The organism is Lactococcus sp. LG1074, assembly GCF_017309525.1.
GTDB lineage: Bacteria > Bacillota > Bacilli > Lactobacillales > Streptococcaceae > Lactococcus > Lactococcus petauri.
The window spans coordinates 1,895,006-1,914,370 of record NZ_CP071293.1; the positions used below are offsets into that span (position 1 = coordinate 1,895,006).

General features: G+C 39.4%; 17 protein-coding genes and 1 other annotated feature. Of the genes, 2 read left to right on the forward strand and 15 right to left on the reverse strand.

The window, feature by feature from the left end:
* Nucleotides 1–362: 362 nt before the first annotated feature.
* The 3 genes from ezrA to rpsB form a co-directional block, all read right to left on the reverse strand.
* The gene (gene ezrA / locus J0J36_RS09465) at nt 363–2,093 is read right to left on the reverse strand and encodes a septation ring formation regulator EzrA (protein WP_017369501.1); all 1,731 of its coding nucleotides are present in this window, start codon (nt 2,091–2,093) and stop codon (nt 363–365) included.
* Between the two features lie 215 nt (nt 2,094–2,308).
* Nucleotides 2,309–3,337, reverse strand: a complete 1,029-nt coding sequence (tsf, locus tag J0J36_RS09470; RefSeq protein ID WP_003133160.1) for a translation elongation factor Ts — start codon at nt 3,335–3,337, stop codon at nt 2,309–2,311.
* A gap of 76 nt (nt 3,338–3,413) precedes the next feature.
* The gene (rpsB, locus tag J0J36_RS09475; RefSeq protein WP_003133158.1) at nt 3,414–4,187 is read right to left on the reverse strand and encodes a 30S ribosomal protein S2; all 774 of its coding nucleotides are present in this window, start codon (nt 4,185–4,187) and stop codon (nt 3,414–3,416) included.
* Between the two features lie 272 nt (nt 4,188–4,459).
* Here rpsB and J0J36_RS09480 point away from each other — a divergent pair, with 272 nt between their 5' ends.
* Together J0J36_RS09480 and adhE are read left to right on the forward strand one after the other, a co-directional pair.
* Nucleotides 4,460–5,500: a lactonase family protein gene (locus tag J0J36_RS09480; RefSeq protein WP_019291938.1), complete on the forward strand. Its 1,041-nt coding sequence runs from the start codon at nt 4,460–4,462 to the stop codon at nt 5,498–5,500.
* Nucleotides 5,501–5,655: 155 nt separating this feature from the next.
* Nucleotides 5,656–8,349 carry a bifunctional acetaldehyde-CoA/alcohol dehydrogenase gene (gene adhE, locus J0J36_RS09485; protein ID WP_019291939.1) on the forward strand — a complete coding sequence of 898 codons (2,694 nt, stop codon included), beginning with the start codon at nt 5,656–5,658 and terminating at the stop codon, nt 8,347–8,349.
* A gap of 31 nt (nt 8,350–8,380) precedes the next feature.
* On the opposite strand, the gene J0J36_RS09490 is transcribed toward adhE, so the two are convergent.
* The 12 genes from J0J36_RS09490 to J0J36_RS09545 all read right to left on the reverse strand — a co-directional run bounded on the left by J0J36_RS09490 (nt 8,381) and on the right by J0J36_RS09545 (nt 19,251).
* Complete coding sequence (locus J0J36_RS09490; RefSeq protein WP_153925461.1) at nt 8,381–9,424, reverse strand: SepM family pheromone-processing serine protease; 1,044 nt, start codon at nt 9,422–9,424, stop codon at nt 8,381–8,383.
* A complete protein-coding gene (coaD, locus tag J0J36_RS09495) occupies nt 9,414–9,911 on the reverse strand; it encodes a pantetheine-phosphate adenylyltransferase (RefSeq protein WP_019291941.1) in 498 nt (165 codons plus the stop codon). Before coaD ends, J0J36_RS09490 begins: the two co-directional genes overlap by 11 nt.
* The gene (rsmD, locus tag J0J36_RS09500; RefSeq protein ID WP_019293304.1) at nt 9,901–10,440 is read right to left on the reverse strand and encodes a 16S rRNA (guanine(966)-N(2))-methyltransferase RsmD; all 540 of its coding nucleotides are present in this window, start codon (nt 10,438–10,440) and stop codon (nt 9,901–9,903) included. Before rsmD ends, coaD begins: the two co-directional genes overlap by 11 nt.
* A 98-nt stretch (nt 10,441–10,538) precedes the next feature.
* Nucleotides 10,539–11,885, reverse strand: a complete 1,347-nt coding sequence (locus J0J36_RS09505; protein ID WP_003133148.1) for a glucose-6-phosphate isomerase — start codon at nt 11,883–11,885, stop codon at nt 10,539–10,541.
* 148 nt (nt 11,886–12,033) lie between these two features.
* The gene (locus tag J0J36_RS09510; RefSeq protein WP_019291943.1) at nt 12,034–14,676 is read right to left on the reverse strand and encodes a valine--tRNA ligase; all 2,643 of its coding nucleotides are present in this window, start codon (nt 14,674–14,676) and stop codon (nt 12,034–12,036) included.
* Between the two features lie 91 nt (nt 14,677–14,767).
* Nucleotides 14,768–14,938 (reverse strand) — a binding site (T-box leader).
* 33 nt (nt 14,939–14,971) lie between these two features.
* Nucleotides 14,972–15,586 carry a FusB/FusC family EF-G-binding protein gene (locus J0J36_RS09515; protein WP_019291944.1) on the reverse strand — a complete coding sequence of 205 codons (615 nt, stop codon included), beginning with the start codon at nt 15,584–15,586 and terminating at the stop codon, nt 14,972–14,974.
* A gap of 124 nt (nt 15,587–15,710) precedes the next feature.
* Nucleotides 15,711–15,959, reverse strand: a complete 249-nt coding sequence (locus tag J0J36_RS09520; protein WP_003133144.1) for a DUF1912 family protein — start codon at nt 15,957–15,959, stop codon at nt 15,711–15,713.
* A gap of 56 nt (nt 15,960–16,015) precedes the next feature.
* Nucleotides 16,016–16,309 (reverse strand): MmcQ/YjbR family DNA-binding protein, encoded by a 294-nt coding sequence (locus tag J0J36_RS09525; RefSeq protein WP_050810940.1) that lies wholly within the window; start codon nt 16,307–16,309, stop codon nt 16,016–16,018.
* Nucleotide 16,310: 1 nt separating this feature from the next.
* Nucleotides 16,311–16,820 (reverse strand): GNAT family N-acetyltransferase, encoded by a 510-nt coding sequence (locus tag J0J36_RS09530; protein ID WP_019291945.1) that lies wholly within the window; start codon nt 16,818–16,820, stop codon nt 16,311–16,313.
* A 39-nt stretch (nt 16,821–16,859) separates the two neighbouring features.
* The gene (rlmD, locus tag J0J36_RS09535) at nt 16,860–18,365 is read right to left on the reverse strand and encodes a 23S rRNA (uracil(1939)-C(5))-methyltransferase RlmD (RefSeq protein WP_153925464.1); all 1,506 of its coding nucleotides are present in this window, start codon (nt 18,363–18,365) and stop codon (nt 16,860–16,862) included.
* Between the two features lie 100 nt (nt 18,366–18,465).
* The gene (locus J0J36_RS09540; protein WP_019291947.1) at nt 18,466–18,858 is read right to left on the reverse strand and encodes a VOC family protein; all 393 of its coding nucleotides are present in this window, start codon (nt 18,856–18,858) and stop codon (nt 18,466–18,468) included.
* Between the two features lie 27 nt (nt 18,859–18,885).
* Nucleotides 18,886–19,251, reverse strand: coding sequence for a helix-turn-helix domain-containing protein (locus tag J0J36_RS09545; protein WP_019293310.1), 366 nt, complete (start codon nt 19,249–19,251; stop codon nt 18,886–18,888).
* Between the last annotated feature and the right edge of the window lie 114 nt (nt 19,252–19,365).

Here is a 19,365-nt window from a genome sequence, read left to right on the forward strand (position 1 = left end):
CTGGGTAAATTGAATACTTTATCACCAACTTTTTTTATTATAACATGTGGTTTAGAATTTAGTCAGTTTCATTATAAAAAATTTATAAAGTAAAAAGCTACTAATTTTATAATCAGTAACTCTTTATTTTACAAATTTTATACACACTTTTTTCTGCTTGGTTAGTTTTTTGGTTAACTTCAAATTTCCTCTTCCGCAATCAAATATCTACTGCTATATAAACCCATTTTCTGTTAAAGGCCTATTATAACATATTTCATACAATAACCATTTGTCCTTTTATTCGAGACTTGAGCTTGTTAGGAAAGGACATTTTAAAATGATATAAAATAAAAAGACGTAAGTTTCCTTACGTCTTTTTATTAACGATAATCTGGTTTTTCTTTGTGATTATTGTATACATTTGCAATACGTTCTGCTGCTCCTGGTTCAACCATTTCTAGAGCGTTTGAAATTTCGTTAAAAGCTCCATCATAGTTGCGCGCACGATCAAAGAGTTGTAAGCTTCGAGCAATGGCTCCAGCAATACGTTCATCACTTGCTTTATAACGATTAGCATATTGCATCAACTGTTCTGCAAGAACGGCATGATCTACTAAATCATCTGTTGCATCTTTCAAGGCTTCCATATCTTGAGTAGATGTGTCAAGTTGATGGTTCACTACATCAATATTAATACGTACTTTACCTAATTCTTTAAAGAGGGCTTCTAAGCGCTCACTTGTCGCAAAGAAGAGATCTAAATAATCTTTCGGTAAACCTGGAAGGTTACGTTTTTCCACATAACGCTTGATGATGCGTAATTCTGAGTCAAAGCGATCAGCAGCTTCTTGTGCAACTTTTTCTTGCTCACGTAAGTTAGCAAGTCCTTCACTAATACTAATTTGGTTCTTTTCGATATCTTCCAAAGCTTCAATAATTGAATTTACATTTCCACCTAAAGCAGAGTAAGGTTTTTGTTTTTCTTTAACTGCTTCAAGCACACTGTCAACTTCCCCTTCGAGGATATCAAGATGTTCAGAGTAGCTACGTACAGCTGCTTTTTCATTGTCAGACAGCAAATATGACTGCATCGTGTGGTCGATTTCTAACAAAAGGTTTTTGTTGTTTGCACGTGTGTGTTCGATATAGCTTCGGAGAATATTGACGCGTTTTTCTACGCTACGACGTGCTTTATATTCACGCTCAAAAATGTCATAAATACCGTTAATACGGTCATTAATTGAAGAAATACGGGCTTCCGTTGCTTCAAGTTCAAAACTGTCAAGAAGGGCTTTAGCTTCCTCCAAATCATCTTGGATAGCTTTCATTTCATTCTCAAGGTTAACACTTGCAGGAAGTACGTAATCTTCCTCTTCGAACTTATGAACTGTTTCTTCTAACTCTTCAATTTGTTTTGGCAACTCTTTATCGACAACAACAAGCAAGTCTGGGATTTGCTCTGTAATTGCACGCAAAGCAATTGTATGTTCTTCCGCAGTTTCTAACACTTCGGCTGCTTCAATCGGATCCCCTGTTGAGTTAAGCGTAACAAACTGTGAAAATTCTGTTTCTATGTTTGCTAAGTGACGGTTAATTTCGTCAATAACTGTACCATATTTTTCTTGGTTATCAGTGATTTCATCGCGGAGTGTTTCATAAAGGTCAAGAGATTCTTGAATTTTTGTCGAATTACGTTTTTCTTGTTCGACCAACTCTGCAACACCTGCACGAATCGCTTCGACTTCAGATTCCATAACTTCGATTTGTGCTTCGCTATCATCAGCAGACTCACGTGCACGGAAAAAATGGAAGGAGTCATTCAATTGCTCAGCTTCAAAAATATGGTTTTCTAAATCAGCAAATGAATCTGATGACAAATCAATCCATTTTTGGTTCCACTCACGGAAAATGGTCTGTGACTGTCCAACGAGATGCATCTTCTTGACGGCATCTAATTCTTCTTGCACAGGTAAATCAAAAAGCAGCTCTTTGCGCTCTTCCAACTCAAGAATACGATTTTCTGTTTTCTTACGCATTACCATTGAAAATACATAGAATCCAACGACAATCACTATGAGAACGCCCAAAAGAATAATTATTGTACTTGACATCTTCTCTCCAAAACTTTAGGTAATTTTATCTTTTTATTTAAACTTATTTTTAAATACAAAGTTTCACTCTTTATTATAGCACATTATATTTGATTTTACATCACTTTTCTACATTTTTTAGATTACACACACTATAAGTTTAAAACCATGAAAAAGAAGCGCTTCACACAAATAGTCATAAAAAAACAGCTCTAATGAACTGTTTTTTTTTATAATTAAGCAAGACCTGCTGCTTCAGCAACTTCAGCCGCGAAGTTATTTTCTGCTTTCTCGATACCTTCACCCACTTCGTAACGTGTAAATGCTACAACTTTAGCCCCTTTAGACTCAAGGAAAGCTTCTACTGTTTTGCTGTCATCCATAACATAAAGTTGTCCAAGAAGTGTGTAGGCTTGGTCGACTTTAGTGTTATCAATGATGAATTTTGCAACTTTACCAGGGATGATTTTACCCAAGATCGCTTCTGGTTTACCTTCAGCCAAAAGTTCTTCTTTCATTTCTGCTTCAGCATTTGCAAGAACTTCTTCAGTCAATTGGCTACGTGATCCGTAGGCAAGATGTGGAAGCATTGGTTTGTTTACCAATTTGCGGCTTTCGTTATCTTCATCGATTGTGTGGTTTAATTTAGCTAACTCATCATGAACAAACTCAGCATCCAACTCTTTGTAAGAGAGAACAGTTGGGTTCATCGCAGCGATATGCATTGCAACTGCTTTAGCCAGCTCAGCATCTCCACCTTCAACAACTGTAACTACACCGATACGACCTTGGTTGTGTTGGTAAACACCAAAGGTTTGCGCATCTGTTTTTTCGATAAGTTGGAAACGACGGAATGAAATTTTTTCACCAATTGTCGCTGTAGCTTGTGTGTAAGAATCTTCAAGGCTGATACCTTCTGCAGTTGTCAAAGCCAAAGCTTCTTCATTAGTTGCAGGTTTTTTCTCTGCAATAAGTTCAGCTGTTTCTTTAACGATAGCAACGAATTGTTCATTTTTAGCAACGAAGTCTGTTTCTGAGTTCAATTCGATAAGTGCTGCAGTATTACCATTTACAGCGATACCTGTCAAACCTTCAGCGGCGATACGGTCAGCTTTTTTCTCAGCTTTCGCAATACCTTTTTCACGAAGGAGCTCAGCGGCTGCTTCCATATTTCCATCAGTTTCAACAAGTGCACGTTTAGCATCCATGATACCTGCACCAGTTTTTTCACGCAATTCTTTTACTTGAGCTGCTGTTACTGCCATTGTATAATTCTCCTATTATTATATTTTATAAAAAAACAGGGAGGCGTAGGGCCTCGCCTGTATTATTCATTACAAATTATTTGCCTTCAACGATTTCAGCAAGTTCTTCAAGTGATTCTTCTGAAGCAGCAGTATCTTTAACCGCAAGTTCAGCTTCTACTGAATCTTCGCCTTGACGACCTTCGATGATAGCGTCAGCCATTTTAGCAGTGATCAATTTAACTGCACGGATAGCATCATCGTTTGCTGGGATAATAACGTCGATTGGATCTGGGTCAGCATTTGTATCAACCATTGCTACAACTGGGATTCCCAATTTTTGAGCTTCTTGGATAGCGATTTGTTCATTGTGTGGGTCAACAACGTACATCACATCTGGGATGCGAGGCATGTCAGCGATACCACCGATGAATTTTTCAAGACGTTCGCGTTCTTTGTTCAAAAGAACAACTTCTTTCTTAGGCAATACTTCGAAAGTTCCGTCTTCTTCCATTTTGTTGATTGATTTAAGGCGTGCTACACGTTTTTGGATAGTATTCCAGTTAGTGAGCATACCACCAAGCCAACGGTGGTTTACATAGTATTGACCAGCACGAAGTGCTTCTTCTTTAACAGCTTCTGAAGCTTGTTTTTTAGTACCAACAAAAAGTACTACAGCACCTTCAGATGAAGCGTTACGTACATAGTTGTAAGCATCGTCAACAAGTTTAACTGTTTTTTGAAGGTCGATAACGTGGATACCATTACGTTCTGTGAAGATGTATGGTTTCATTTTTGGGTTCCAACGACGAGTTTGGTGACCGAAGTGAACACCAGCTTCAAGAAGTTGTTTCATTGAAATAACTGACATATTAATGTCTCCTTTTAAAATAGTTTTTCCTCTTTTAACTGTCAGCCAATGCCGCTACACAAGTGCACTACGACACTGTCAAGTCAAAATGTGAAATTATTGCCCATAGACAACAGTACTATTATACACTAAACACTCCCTTATTGCAAGAGCTTGTTGTGTCATTTTGTTGGCTGTCCTATCTTCGCAAATTCCAAGAGATTTAGTTTCCTGAAAACGCTCATTTATGATAAAATAATTATACGAATATTAAATGTTAAAGGAGCCAAGATATGCGTGAAAAAATTCTAGTTGGCGGTTACACTAAGCGTGAATCAAAGGGGATTTATAGTTTTGACCTAGATATTGCAAAGGAAGAACTTTCTAATCTAACTGAAGTTGCTCATGTTCAAAATGCTACTTATTTTGCTTTGGACAAAACAAAACAGCACCTTTACACTTGTGCTGCAGATGAAAATGGTGGCGGTATTGCTGCTCTCAGCTATAAAAGAGGTAAAACAGAGCTTCTCAACTATGTTACTAGTGTTGGCGCACCTCTGTGCTATGTAGCCGTTGATAATAAACGTGGTTTTGTTTACGGTGCCAATTATCACTTAGGGGAAATCCGTGTCTACAAAATTCAAAAAGATGGGTCGCTTACCTTAACAGACACTGTAAAACATGAAGGCGAGGGATCAAAAGTACACCCTGGCCAAGAACGCCCTCACGTGCATTACACAGATCTTACACCTGACGGACGCTTAGTTACTTGTGATTTGGGTACAGATGAGATTACAGTTTACGATGTTGTTGGTGAAGAAGGCAAGCTCTCTCTTGTAAGCCTCTATCGTATGCCTGCAGGTACTGGAGTACGTCATCTTACTTTCCATCCCAATGGTAAGATTGCTTATGCTATTGGTGAGTTTTCTTCTACTGTAACTGTTCTCAGCTATAATGAAGAAAAAGGACGCTTTGCTGCACTGGAAACAATCAGTACTCTTCCAGTAGATTTTGAAGGCACAAAGAGCGCATCTGCTCTCCGTCTTTCTTCCGATGGTGCATTTCTTTATGCTTCAAATCGTGGACATAATTCTATCGCCATCTACAGTGTGAGCCCCTTAGGGACAAAGATAACTTTAGAAGATATTGTAAAAACTGAAGGGGAAACGCCCCGCGATTTCAATTTCAACAGTACAGAAGATTTTATTATCGTAGCACATCAAGATAGCGATAATATTAGTCTTTTCCGCCGTAATAGGAAAACAGGAATGCTCACACTTAAGCAAAAAGATTTTTATAGCCCAGAGGGCACATGTATTTTACCAACACTCTAATGAAAACCGCCCTTAAGGCGGTTTTTTTATCATTAAAATGCAGATAGTATTTTATCAAAAAAAGTTTGTGTGGTTTTACACAATATTATTTGACAGCACTTTCAAAGTTTGTTAAAATAATAACGTGATAAATTTCACAAAGGAGAAATTTAAATATGTCAAGCAAGAATACCAAAAAAGAACTAACAACCGCTGATAAAGCTGTACTTGCGGAAAAAGCAGAGCAATATACAGACGGTCTTGTCAAAAAAGCACATCAAGCCGCTTTACAATTTGAAGGCTACACACAAGTGCAAGTAGATAAAATTGTCGCAGCAATGGCCTTAGCGGCAAGCGAACATTCCCTGGAACTTGCGCACGAAGCTCATAATGAAACAGGGCGAGGAATCGTTGAGGATAAGGATACTAAAAACCGCTTTGCTTCAGAATCTGTTTATAATTCAATTAAAAATGATAAAACAGTAGGAGTAATCAGCGAGAACAAAGTTGCTGGCTCAGTAGAAATTGCAGCCCCTTTGGGTGTGCTTGCAGGAATTGTACCAACAACCAACCCTACTTCTACAACAATTTTCAAATCACTTTTAACAGCAAAAACACGAAATGCTATCGTATTCGCCTTTCATCCTCAAGCCCAAAATTGTTCCTCTCATGCCGCACGTATTGTCTACGAAGCTGCCCTAAAAGCTGGGGCACCTGAGAACTTTATCCAATGGGTCGAAGATCCAAGTCTTTACAACACTACTGCACTTATCCAAAACCACGGTATTGCTTCTATTCTAGCTACAGGTGGACCCGGAATGGTTAATGCAGCACTCAAGTCAGGCAACCCTTCACTAGGAGTGGGAGCAGGTAATGGTGCCGTCTTCGTTGATGCTACTGCAAATGTGGATCGTGCAGTTGAAGACCTGCTACTTTCTAAACGTTTTGATAACGGCATGATTTGCGCTACCGAAAACTCTGCTGTAGTTGCTGCAGAAATTTACGATGAATTCCTCGAAAAACTTCAAGCTCACGGTGCTTACAATGTTCCAAAGGAAGATTATTCAGCCATCGAAAAATTTGTTTTTGTTGAGCGTGCGGGTGAGGGCTTCGGAGTAACTGGTCCAGTTGCCGGCCGTCCTGGCCCATGGATTGCTGAACAAGCAGGCGTAAAAGTACCTGAAGGAAAAGATGTTCTTCTCTTTGAATTGGAAGAAAAAAACATTGGTGAAGCTCTCTCTTCTGAAAAGCTTAGCCCGCTTTTGTCAATTTACAAATCTACCTCACGCGAAAATGGTACCGCCATCGTTCAGAAACTTTTGGCTTATCAAGGCGCTGGGCATAATGCGGCTATCCAGATAGGTGCACAAGACGATCCTTTTGTGAAAGAATATGCTGATGCTATTGGTGCTGCACGTATCTTAGTTAACCAACCAGATTCTATTGGAGGCGTTGGTGATATCTATACTGATGCAATGCGTCCATCGCTGACTTTAGGAACTGGTTCATGGGGGAAAAATTCAATCTCACACAATTTGAGTACATATGATCTATTGAATATCAAAACAGTGGCACGTCGTCGTAATCGCCCACAATGGGTTCGTCTGCCAAAAGAAATTTACTACGAAAACAACTCTATTTCTTACCTACAAGAAATGCCTAATATCGAGCGTGCTTTTGTCGTCACAGACCACGGCATGTTGCAATTTGGCTTTGTCGACCACATGCTTGAGCAATTGGCCGTTCGTGAAACACAAGTTCAAACTTCAATATATGGTTCTGTAAAACCTGACCCAACACTTTCACAAGCGATTGAAATTGCTCGACAAATGGCTGATTTTAAACCTGACACAGTTATCGCACTCGGCGGTGGTTCTCCACTTGATGCAGCAAAAATTGGCCGCTTGATTTATGAATACTCTGTTCGTGGAGAGGTTGACCTCAATGATGACGTTGCACTAAAAGCTCTCTTTGAGCAGTTGGCGCAAAAATTCATCGATATTCGTAAACGTATCGTCAAATTCCCGCATCAAGATCAAACGCAATTGGTATGTATTCCGACCACTTCTGGTACAGGTTCTGAAGTAACGCCCTTTGCTGTTATCACCGATGATGAAACCCATGTTAAATATCCTTTAGCTGATTATCAACTTACACCTCAAGTAGCTATTGTTGACCCTGAATTTGTTATGACCGTGCCAAAACGTACTGTGGCTTGGTCAGGTATTGATGCCCTCAGTCACGCGCTTGAATCCTATGTTTCAGTCATGGCTTCGGATTATACTAAACCATTATCACTTCGTGCCATTAAGTTAATCTTTGATAATTTGACAACCTCATATCACTACGACCCATCAAAGCCTTCTAAAGAAGGACAAGTCGCACGCGCCAATATGCACAATGCAGCAACCTTAGCTGGTATGGCCTTTGCCAATGCATTTCTCGGTATTAATCACTCCCTAGCCCACAAAGTGGGGGGTGAGTTTGAATTACCACATGGTTTAGCTATCGCTATCGCTATGCCTCACGTCATTAAATTTAACGCTGTAACAGGAAACGTTAAACGTACACCATACCCACGTTATGAGATTTACCGTGCCCAAGAAGATTACGCTGAAATTGCGCGTTATATTGGTCTTACAGGTAAAGATGATGCGGAACTCGTAGACAAACTTATTAAGGAAATTAAAAAATTGACGGACAGCATCGATATCGATGTCACTCTATCAGGAAATGGTGTTGATAAAAACCACTTGGAGTGTGAACTCGATAAGCTTGCAAACCTTGTTTATGATGATCAATGCACACCTGGAAATCCACGCCAGCCAAGTATTTCAGAGCTTAAAACACTCTTACAAGATCAATATTAAGCATAAAAAAAGCTGTAAATTACAGCTTTTTTTATTTTTCGAGATAATCTAGCGCATCTTGAATTGTCTTTACAGGTACAATTTTCATATCTGTATTCAACTTTTTAGCTGCCGCAAGTGCATCTGTGTAGTTATTTGTTGTACCAGAAGCCTTTGTCTGTTCTTCCGTTTCATCTGGGCAAAGGAAAATTTTTGCGCCCGCATTACTTGCTGTAGCAACTTTTTTATCAACGCCACCTATTTGCCCGATGCTGCCATCCTCATTGATCGTTCCAGTACCTGCAATTTCGCGTCCTTGACGTAAATCTTTGCCTGTAATTTGGCTATATATTTCCAAGGTAAACATCATACCAGCACTTGGCCCGCCAATACTTCCAGCATCGATTTTAACTTTAGGGTCTGTCACAACCTGGGTATGATCTACTAAACCAATACCAATCCCTGTTTTACCATTACTCAACTTAATGTACTTACCTGTGGCTTCATGATTACTGCCATCCACACGTGTATATTTGATGGTAACGTTATCCCCAACTTTTTGTTGCGATACATAATCAATCATCTCAGTTGAAGATTTGAAAGTATGTCCATTAACTGCCGTTATCGTATCTGAAAGTTGTAAGGCATTTTTAAAGGTTGAATCCTCAGTGATGCTCAAAACATAAACACCTTGATACTTCATCTCATAAAGTTTCCCTGCCAACTTAAAGGCCTGATAAATAGCCGTGTTTTGCGCTGTCTGCATATAAAACTGGTTGACCAAGTCAAATTGCTGATTGGTCATTCCACCCGTCATCTCTTCACTACTCACAACAGTGGCAAAAGAGTTCGACTTGGAATAAAGCATACTTGCTGCATTGGCGCGAACCATTTCAACTGTCGTTAAATAAAAGTTGCCTTTATGTTCGTCTTTTTTCCCTGCAACATCAACCATTTGGTTAACTGGAATGGTTCCTCCTGGCTGCTCGATATAGTAAGGTAAGGGGAAGAATAAACCCACTACAATAAGAAGCGGTAGCGCGATGGCAAAGAATAGCTTTAGTTTTTTATGCTTTTTTATTTTTTCATTTTTCATGTGCTTTTTTCTCATTCAATGTTTCAATAACATTTGCAGGTAACCATCGACTTAGGTCTTGACCAAAATGATAAAGTTCACGCATTCGGGTAGAACTAATATTTTCGAGTTCTGGTTTTGCAGTCAGTAGAATGGTTTCGATCCCTGTCATTTCACGGTTAAAGTAAATCATATTTTTCTCATAGTCTAAATCAGCCGCATTGCGAACGGACCGAACAAGCGCTGTTACCTCAAGTTTCTCCGCAATATTTACTGTCAGATCACTCGCATGTGCAATGACTGACACATTGGTTAATTGTAAATCTGCTAAGGCTGTTTCGATTAGAGCTACACGTTCTTCTAGACTGAACAAAGGATTTTTAGCTTCATTTTTAAAAATACCGATATAAAGCTTATCAAAAAGCTTACTGGCACGTTCAATGATATCAAGATGGCCTTTTGTGACCGGGTCAAAAGTGCCCGTAAATAAACCGATTTTATCTTTCATAGATGGTTACCTTTGAAATTCCATATACTTTTTCTTTACTTAACGACAAGTGACCGATATTTTCCGGAAGTGTGACCTCCTTATCCGTCTCACAAACCACGACAGCATCATCTGCCAACAAGTTTTTTTTCTGCATTTCTTCTAGGTTAGCAACAATACTTTCTTTCGCATAAGGTGGGTCTAATAAAACTAAGTTGAACTGTCCAGAAAGATTAGCCAAAGCACGTTCTGCTGGCATTTTAAGAAGTTGAAACTTTTTCTCTTCCTTGGTCATCTTAATATTTTCTGCAATCACCAGCTGTGCTGAACGGTCTTTTTCAACCATTACAGCATTGTCCATCCCACGTGATACAGCTTCTATAGCAAGCGAACCCGAACCTGAGAATAAATCCAGAACTCGTCCACCTTCAAAATATGGACCAATCATATTAAAAATTGCTCCTTTAACTTTGTCTGTCGTTGGACGTGTTGTTTTTCCTGCCAATGTTTTCAGTGGTCTACCACCATAATTTCCTGCTACAACTCTCATTGTTCTATTATAGCACACTGTGTCTTCTTCGCCCACAAGCATCAAAAAAACCACAGTTCAATGATGTACTGTGGTTTTTGTTTTTATCTCATTTTTGATTAAAGACGTGCGTTCAATTCAGCACTCAATTCTTCAAATCCTGGTTTGCCAAGAAGTGCAAACATGTTACGTTTGTAAGCTTCAACACCTGGTTGGTCAAATGGATTGATACCATTCAAGTAGCCTGAGATCGCAATTGCAAGCTCAAAGAAGTAGATAGTGTAACCTAAAGTGAATTCATCTTGCTCAGGCAAAGTAACGATCATATTTGGAACGTCACCATCTGTGTGTGCAAGGAGAACACCGTCAGCTGCTTTTTTGTTGACAAAGTCAACATCTTTACCTTGCAAGTAGCCAAGACCATCAAGATCTGCTTCAAGTTCAGGAATGTTAATGTTCTTACGTGGTTTTTCAACACGAATAGCTGTTTCAAATACAGAACGTGTACCTTCTTGGATAAATTGACCCAATGAGTGTAAGTCTGTTGAGAAGTTTGCTGATGTTGGATAAATACCTTTTTGATCTTTGCCTTCAGATTCACCTGCCAACTGTTTCCACCATTCTGAGAAGTATTGCAATGATGGCTCATAGTTAATCAAGATTTCTGAAAGTTTACCTTTGCGGTAAAGGATATTACGAAGCGCTGCATAAGCATAAGCATCATTTTCACGTACGTCTGTGGCTGTATATTCTTTGCGCGCTGCGTTAGCACCTTCCATAAGAGCTGTAATATCAGCACCTGATGCTGCGATAGGCAAGAGACCAACAGCTGTCAAAACTGAAAAACGTCCACCAACTGAATCCGGCACAACAAAAGTATCCCAGTTGTTTGCATCAGCATTAACTTTAACGGCACCTTTTTCTTTATCTGTTGTTGCATAGATACGTTTATTTGCTTCTTCACGGCCATATTTTTTAACCAAAAGTTCTTCAAAGACACGGAAAGCAATTGCTGGTTCAGTTGTTGTTCCTGATTTAGAGATAACATTAACAGAGAAATCTTTATCTGCCACATATTCTACCAAGTCTGAAAGATAGCTTGAAGAAATTGAATTTCCTGCATAAAGAATTTGTGGTGCTTTACGTTCTTCTTTTGATTGAAGATTAACAAAGCTGTTGTTCAAGAAGTCAATTGCAGCGCGGGCACCAAGGTATGAACCACCGATACCGATAACAATAAGAACTTCTGAGTCAGATTGAATTTTGCTTGCTGCTTTTTGAATGCGTGCAAATTCTTCTTTATCATAGTCTTCTGGAAGATCTAACCAACCGATGAAGTCAGAACCAGCACCGGTTCCTTCACGAAGAAGTTTATCTGCGCCATCAACTTGCCATTGAATTTCGTCAAGTTCTTTATCAGCTACAAATGGTTTCAATTTAGAATAGTCAAATTTAATATGTGCCATCTTATATCTCTCCTTAGAGTTTTTTTCTTTGTTTATTTTATCACTTTTCCATAGGTTTAACAAGAAATGAAAATTTAAGATATTGTAAACCTATCTATACCAAAAAGAAAAAGTTCCCACAATTAGGAACTTTTCCACGTCTCATAAACTATTTTTGTAACTCTTCAATACGGGCTTGTGTGCTTTCAAACTTCTCTTGATAGTCTGCTAATTTAGCACGTTCTTTATCTACAACTTCTGCTTTGGCATTTGCCACAAATTTTTCATTAGAAAGCTTACGGTTAACCATATCGAGTTCTTTCTGCCATTTGTCTAGTTCTTTATTGAGACGAGCAATTTCTTCCTCGATATTAATCAAGCCTGCTAATGGAAGGTAGATTTCCGCACCAGTAACAACTGCTGACATGGCTTGTTCTGGTGCTGCCACATCCGCTGCAATAGTTAACTCGCTTGGATTAGTGAAACGTCTGATATAAGGCGCTACCTTGTTCAGGAAGGTTTCTTTGTCTGATTTGATCATCATTGGCACGGCTTTTGATAAAGGCGTATTCACTTCCGCACGAATATTACGTACAGCGGTAATGATTTCAATGAGCATGGCAACTCCATCTCCAGCTTCTGCATCATCAAATTCTGGACGTACTTCTGGATATTCAGTCACCACAATAGATTTGCCTTCAGCTGTCGGAAGTTTTTCGAAGATTTCTTCTGTGAAGAAAGGCATGATTGGGTGTAGCAGACGAAGCACTTGATCAAGGAGATGCACAAGTACTGAACGTGTGACGTCTTTTTCTGCTTCATCATCGCCAAACATTACTTCTTTAGTCAACTCAAGATACCAGTTGGCAAACTCATCCCAAATGAAATTATACAGAATATGACCTGCAACACCAAACTCAAATTTATCCATTTGTTCCGTAACACGCGCAATTGTATCGTTCAAACGTGTGAGAATCCAGCGATCGGTAACATTACCTGCTGTTTTCGCTGCCACTTGGTCAAGATGAGTAGAAATTTCTTCTGCTGTGATATCTCCTGCATTCATCAGGATATAGCGTGAAACATTCCATATCTTATTGATGAAATTCCAAGCTGCATCCATTTTGTCGTAGCTGAAACGCACATCTTGTCCAGGAGCTGAACCATTGGACAAGAACCAACGCAAAGCATCGGCACCATATTTTTCAATCACATCCATTGGGTCAATACCATTCCCCAAAGATTTGGACATCTTGCGTCCCTCTTCATCACGAATCAAACCGTGGATAAGTACATTATTAAATGGTGCTTTTCCTGTAAACTCAAGTGATTGGAAAATCATACGCGAAACCCAGAAGAAGATGATGTCATAGCCCGTAACCAAGGTCGATGTAGGGAAGTAACGTTGGAAGTCTTCTGCCTTTTCATCCGGCCAGCCCATAGTTGAGAAAGGCCATAAGGCTGAAGAGAACCATGTATCAAGTACGTCTTCATCTTGAACCCAACCTTCACCTTCTGGGGCTTCCTCGCCAACATACATTTCGCCAGCTTCGTTGTACCATGCAGGAATTTGATGTCCCCACCAAAGTTGGCGTGAAATAACCCAGTCGTGTACATTTTCCATCCATTGGAGGAAAGTGTCGTTAAAACGTGGAGGATAAAACTCAACCGCATCTTCTGTTTTTTGATTTGCGATTGCATTTTTAGCCAGCTCTTCCATCTTAACGAACCATTGTGTCGATAAGCGAGGCTCAACCATCACGCCTGTACGTTCTGAGTGCCCAACGGAGTGCATCATTTTCTCAACTTTAACTAAGTTGCCGAGCTCATCTAATTTTTTAATGATAGCTTCGCGGGCCTCAAAACGATCCATACCATTAAATTCGCCTGTGAGCTCGTTCATTGTACCGTCAGCATTCATTACATTAACTTGTGGCAAGTTATGACGTTGACCAACCAAGAAGTCGTTAGGATCATGGGCAGGGGTAATTTTAACCACACCTGTCCCTTTTTCCATATCTGCGTGTTCGTCACCAACAATAGGAATTTCTTTGTTAATGATAGGGAGAATAACACTTTGACCAATGTATTTGGCATAACGTTCATCTGCTGGGTTAACAGCAACAGCAGTGTCTCCAAAGAAAGTTTCTGGACGCGTTGTCGCTACTTCAAGTGCACCTGAACCATCCGCCAAAGGATAAGTTATGTGATAGAAGGCACCTTCGACATCCTTATGGATAACTTCAATATCAGAGAGCGCAGTCATGGCCTTTGGATCCCAGTTAATGATAAACTCACCACGGTAAATCCAGCCCTTTTTGTAAAGTTGAACAAAAACTTTGCGGACTGCAGCAGACAAACCTTCGTCTAGAGTAAAACGTTCACGGTTATAATCAACAGAGATACCCATTTTACCCCATTGTTCTTTGATGGTTGAGGCATATTCGTCTTTCCATTCCCAAACCTTGTCTAAGAATTTCTCACGGCCTAAATCATAACGGGAAATACCATCTTCAGCTAAACGTGCTTCCACTTTGGCTTGCGTTGCAATTCCTGCATGGTCCATACCTGGCAACCAGAGGGTATCGAAACCTTGCATACGTTTTTGACGGATGATAATATCTTGCAAGGTTGTATCCCAAGCATGTCCTAAATGGAGCTTCCCTGTTACGTTTGGTGGTGGGATAACGATACTATAGGGTTTTGCTTTTTTGTCCCCTGAAGGGGCAAAAACACCTTGTTCGAGCCATTTTTCATAGCGCCCTGCTTCGACTTCAGCAGGATTAAATTTTGTTGATAATTCTTCTGTCATTTATTTTTCCTTTCGGTATGAAAACAGTTAATAATGTCGAGGGAGAAGTTCAAGAGTATGTCAATAAAAAAATACCGCACCTAAACATCCAAAATAGGACGCTCACGCGCGGTACCACCTAAATTCCTGCCTTTTTTAAAGCAGACACTTAATTTTATTTAACTGACCACAATGCAACCTTCACAAGTTTCATCTGAAATCTCACAGCGACCGATTTCTCTCTCAAAGACTAGACTTGTTACTCCTCATTTAGTGTTTTTATTCTATCAGATTTGTCAGTTTTTTGCAAGGTCGCTCAGCGTTCTTTGATTATTTCTAAGAAATGCTCTAAACCTTCTATTTTTTGCATTTGTCGATTACAGTTCACACTATCAACACAGATATATGTTCCGTTCTTAGTATAGGTACCATCAGAACCTCTTTTAGTGGTTGCTAAAAACTGTGTCACTTGGCTTGTTTTTTGACAAATCGCACAGATATTTTTTATACTTCCAGAAGTCGTCCCATAAAAACCTCGTCCGTCACTTGTCACGATATATTTTCGCTGACTGGAAATTTCATTCCAAGCAAAATAGGTGATTTCTTTCATGTCCCAAGATGCTTGCGCTGGAACTTTAAGCTTTTTAACCTTCTTAAAAATCTTTTTAATCTGACTTTCAGATGGTAAAGCAAAAGGTTCAACTAAATTCTTTAAATGGAGCAAATCTCGTTCTGCTTGCTCTTTAGTTGTTTTACTGTCAGCAATTCTCTCTAAAAAGTCCCCGACTTCTTTTGCTTTCGAGAGCTCTTCTATTTCAGCTACAGTTTGAGCATAAACTGCTTCTACCGTGGCTTTATCATTAACCGAATGGTAGACATTGATGAGGTCAAAGGTAAGGTATTTTATTCTGTTGTATTCGTATGCTTTCATTTTTTCTCCTTAACTATCCGCTAAGTGAGAATATTGTTAACTTAGCGGTAAACTTACGCGAGAGCAGTTACTCGCACTTGTTTACCAACCATAGGATTTAATTTCATAAAACCCTCCTTATTACTTAAAAAGTTTTGGTACCTAAGTCTGGTACGTCGTGGAAATCTTTACCTGCTTTATAGTTTTCAAATTTCCCTTGAATAAATTGATAGGCATCGAGACGACTTTCATAACGAATAGCTGCTTCTTTTGCTTCAATTTTTTTATCTTCATGCGCAATTTTTTCTGCGGCTTTCATTGCAATTTCTGAAAGTTGAACCTGTTGGTCCACCCACTCACTAAAATCTTTTAAAAATTTTTCTTTATATTCCATTTTTATTCTCTTTTTGGTTTGATTAAATGATAACTGTTCTCAATCATCTGTTTCGCTTACTTCTCTGAAACGTCACCACCAAAATGAATATCATTCCAGTGCGTTTTATTCATGTGCCAAGCTGGTCGTATTGAGACAAAAGATTCACGCAGTTCCTCATTGACTGAAGGTAAACCTTTGACAGCCAAAACAAGCTCGCCTTCACGCTCCGAGATGTAGACAAAAGATTTTTTATTTTTTAGATGCTTCACTACAATCGTCGCTGGCCCTTTTTCCAACTTTGCAAAAGGTGTATCTGCAAAAGTTGGACCAAGCGCTAAGCAAAACTCTAGCCAGTTTTCTTTATCCATCTTATTCTCCTAAAAGGAGTTGATAAGCGAAGCGATCTCCTTCGTAGAAAACCATGCCGCGCTTTTCAAAGCCCTCACGTTCAAAGACTGCCTGCATCACTGCATTAGCTGGATGCGTATCCACGCGGAAGTCCTTATATCCGCGTGCTTGCATCAGAGTAAAGATGTTTGAAAAAAGATATTTTGTCAGACCCAGACCACGGTATTGGTCAGACAGTGCTAAACAATGGACAGTGACATAGTCTAAGCTATCATTTAACCACTCACCGTTATAAATTTTCGTATATTGCGTATCTTCGCCAGTAATGATCGCGCAAAAGCCTGCAACTTTTTCATCTACAATCAGAACGTAACCTACAGCTTTGTGAAGAAAATTTTCAATATCACTTTGTGCGGGGTACTCTGCTTGCCATTGATCGCTGCCTGATTTGCCCAGAAATTCACGCGCCTGAGCAATAATCGGCATAATAGCTACGATATCTGCTGTGGTTGCCTTTCTTAAATAAATCATGTTTTTTCTCCCCGCTCAAACTAAAAGCACTATTTTATTTTATTTTCTTTTTCTACGTGGCTTGTCATATTGTTGCTTTGGTTTTTCCGCACGGAAAGGTGCTGCCAAAGGTTGGGCAAGTTTACGCATTTTCACTACCGCTTCAGTACGCGCTGTATGTGGGAACATGTCGACAGATTGGATATATTCGATGCTGTAAAATTGCGAAAGAATCACTAAGTCTTTTGCCAATGTTGAAACATTACAAGACACGTAAACCAGTTTTTCTGGTGTATAAGTGGTGATTGTTTCCAACAAAGCATCATCCAATCCTGTACGCGGTGGATCAACGATAAGGGCTGTGGCTCTATGGCCTGACTTATACCAGTTAGGAATGATACGCTCCGCCTTACCTACTTCATAGTGACAGTTTTTAAAGCCAAGACGTTTTGCATTGATTTTAGCATCTGCGATAGATTCTGGCGTAATATCCATTCCGTGGACAGATTTTACTTTCTTGGCCACACCAAAACCGATTGTCCCAACGCCACAGTAGGCATCAATCACACGGTCATCTTTTTTCGGATTTAGCGCACGTACAGCTTCACCATAGAGCACATTAGCTTGTTCTGAATTGAGTTGATAAAAAGCACGTGGTGACAACTCAAAGTCATAATCCAAAACGCCTTCGGTAATCGTTTCTTTTTCCGCAAAAAGCATCTGTGTACGGTCACCATAAATTTCGCTGGTTTTCTTCGGATGGAAGTTGGCTGATACAGAAACAACCTCTTGGAACTCTTCCGTCAAGTCAGATAAAATATTATCCATCTTCACCAAGTCTTTGCGTTGACGTTTTGAGAGCTCTTCACGTGGGGCAGGCCAAACCTGTCCATCTAGACTAATGCGTGCAGATGTCACGAAAATAATTTGGACTTCACCTTTTTTTTGGCTGCGTCGCGCAACGATGGTGCGAATCCCCATGACTTTACGCTCATCATAAACAGGTAAATTGTATTTTTCAATCAAACGGCAGATACGATTAGCGATATTTTGAATGACTTCGTCTTGAACCAAGCAATTCTCTAAATTCACCAAATGGTGTGTGCCTTCTTTGTACAATCCAGCAATGACATCGCCATTGTTTAGACGACGCACTTGAAATTGCAACTTATTACGGTAACGCAAAGGATTTTCCATACCAAGTGTTGGCAGAAGTTCGTACTTCTTCCAACCTGTTGGACGGTATTTTTCAAGTGCTTGACGGAGCAAATCACGCTTAAACTCTAATTGTTGCGGATAAGCAAGATGCATGATGTGTGAGCCGCTCAGCTCATGGTAAACACGATCTTCAGGCTTAACACGGTATTTTGACTTTTTATTTATCTTGACAACTTTTGCGCGTGAAAAATTGCGGGCATTTTCTGTAATTTCTGCCAAAATTTCTTCTGTAGGCAGTGCATAAGGCACAAATACCAAGCGCCCATGATAAGAGGCGATTCCTTCGCCATTGATACCCATACGCTCGATATTGAGTGGGATTTTTTGTCCAATTTTCAGATTAATCATATCCCAATTTTAACATAATTTCCCTATAATTGGACCACTAAAATCCAAGGATTCTCCTAATTGTAAAGAAAAATCCCAGTACCTTCACTGGAATTTTTTTCTATTCATGTAATTCTATTGGCAATTCATCAGGATCATAGAAGAAAACCATCTTTTTATTGGTAATCTCATCCACGCGCAGTTCTTCAACTTTAATTCCTTGATCCGATAAATAAGCCATGTCTGCTTCAATATCATCGGTCTGTATTGCCAAATGGCGTAAACCTTTCGCCTCTGGATAGGAGACACGCTCAGGCGCATTAATTTTAATGAAGAGCTCTATTTCCGTACTGTCATTCATTTGAAGATCGATTTTCACATCCCCTTTATCCGGACGATGGCTTTCTCTGATTACTGGAAATCCCAGAATATCTACATAAAAGTGTCGTGATTTTTCGTAATCACTCCCTATAATAGCGATATGATGTATGCTCTTAAAATTTGGTGTATACATGTTTCCCTCTATCTTATCTTCTAACTCTTAAGCCTTAAGCTCATCTTCTTCCAAGATGCAGACTTCTTCTCCTTGAGCTTTGAGATTACGGACGTGATCTTCCCCCCAAGAACAAAGATTATCTAAAATGTTATTCAAGCTTTCACCATATGGGCTAAGCGAATATTCAACTTTTGGCGGCACTTGATTGTAAACGGTGCGGACAATGATATTATCCAGCTCTAATTCACGTAATTGTTGTGTAAGCATTTTTTGACTGATCCCTGGAATACTTCGTTTAAGTTCCCCTGGACGGCGGGGTTGGTGTCTGAGGTTACACAAAATGATAGATTTCCATTTTCCACCAATGACGTCCATTGTGGCTTCTACACCTATGTTATAAGTTTTTTCCAAAAAAATTTCCTTTCTAAATCCTTTATTTCAAACAAAACTAACTTTTTTGTATGTATATGACAAAAAAGTAGGTACTATTCAACAAGTTATTTTTATTATATACTATTTTTTGTC